2 protein-coding genes are annotated in these 805 nt (G+C 37.1%); both read right to left on the bottom strand.

What is annotated here, in order from left to right; genetic code table 11:
- Positions 1–371: hypothetical protein (locus BOW57_RS20935; RefSeq protein WP_371413534.1), on the bottom strand; the 371-nt coding region annotated here is incomplete at its 3' end.
- Positions 323–805, bottom strand: a 483-nt coding sequence (locus BOW57_RS20705; protein ID WP_164973756.1) for a hypothetical protein, incomplete at its 5' end; no start/stop codon positions are given. The genes BOW57_RS20705 and BOW57_RS20935, both read right to left, overlap by 49 nt.

Genomic DNA, 805 nt, shown 5'->3' on the forward strand with positions numbered 1-805 from the left:
GTAGTTAATACTGTTGTCCCTGTTACTATATTTCCTCCTGTTGAGGCATCATACCAAACAATATTACTTGTTACTGGGCTTACATTAATACTTGCAATTGTTGGTGCATTTACTAAACAGAAATCTTGATCGGTATCTGCAATATTTGGTGTACCAGGATCTGTAACATTTACCGCTACAGCTAATCTTACATTACTTTCACAAGTTGTTGTGGCATCTTTTAAAGCAGCGTAGTAAGTTCTTGTCGTTAATGCTGTTGTTGATGTTACTACGTTTCCTCCTGTTGAGGCATCATACCAAACAATATTTCCTGTTTCTGGACTTACATTAAGTACCGTTGGCCAATTGTCGGTGCATTTATTAAACAGAATTCTTGATCCTTATCTGTTATATTTGGCGTGCCTGGATCTGATACATTTATTGCAACAGCCAACCTTACATTGCTTTCACAAGTTGTTGTGGCATCTTTTAAAGCCGCATAATACGTTCTTGTTGTCAATGCTGTTGCTGCTGTTAGTACATTTCCTCCTGTTGAGGCATCATACCAAACTATATTTCCTGTTTCTGGACTTACATTTATACTTGCAATTGTCGGTGCATTTACTAAACAGAAATCTTGATCTGTATCTGTTATATTTGGCGTACCTGGATCCGATACATTTATTGCAACAGCTAATCTTACATTGCTTTCACAAGTTGTTATGGCATCTTTTAAAGCCGCGTAATAAGTTCTTGTAGTTAATGCTGTTGCTGCTGTTACTACGTTTCCTCCTGTTGAAGCATCATACCAAACTATATTTCCTGT

This window comes from Flavobacterium sp. YO64, from assembly GCF_004119505.1.
In the GTDB taxonomy this organism is placed as follows: domain Bacteria; phylum Bacteroidota; class Bacteroidia; order Flavobacteriales; family Flavobacteriaceae; genus Flavobacterium; species Flavobacterium oncorhynchi.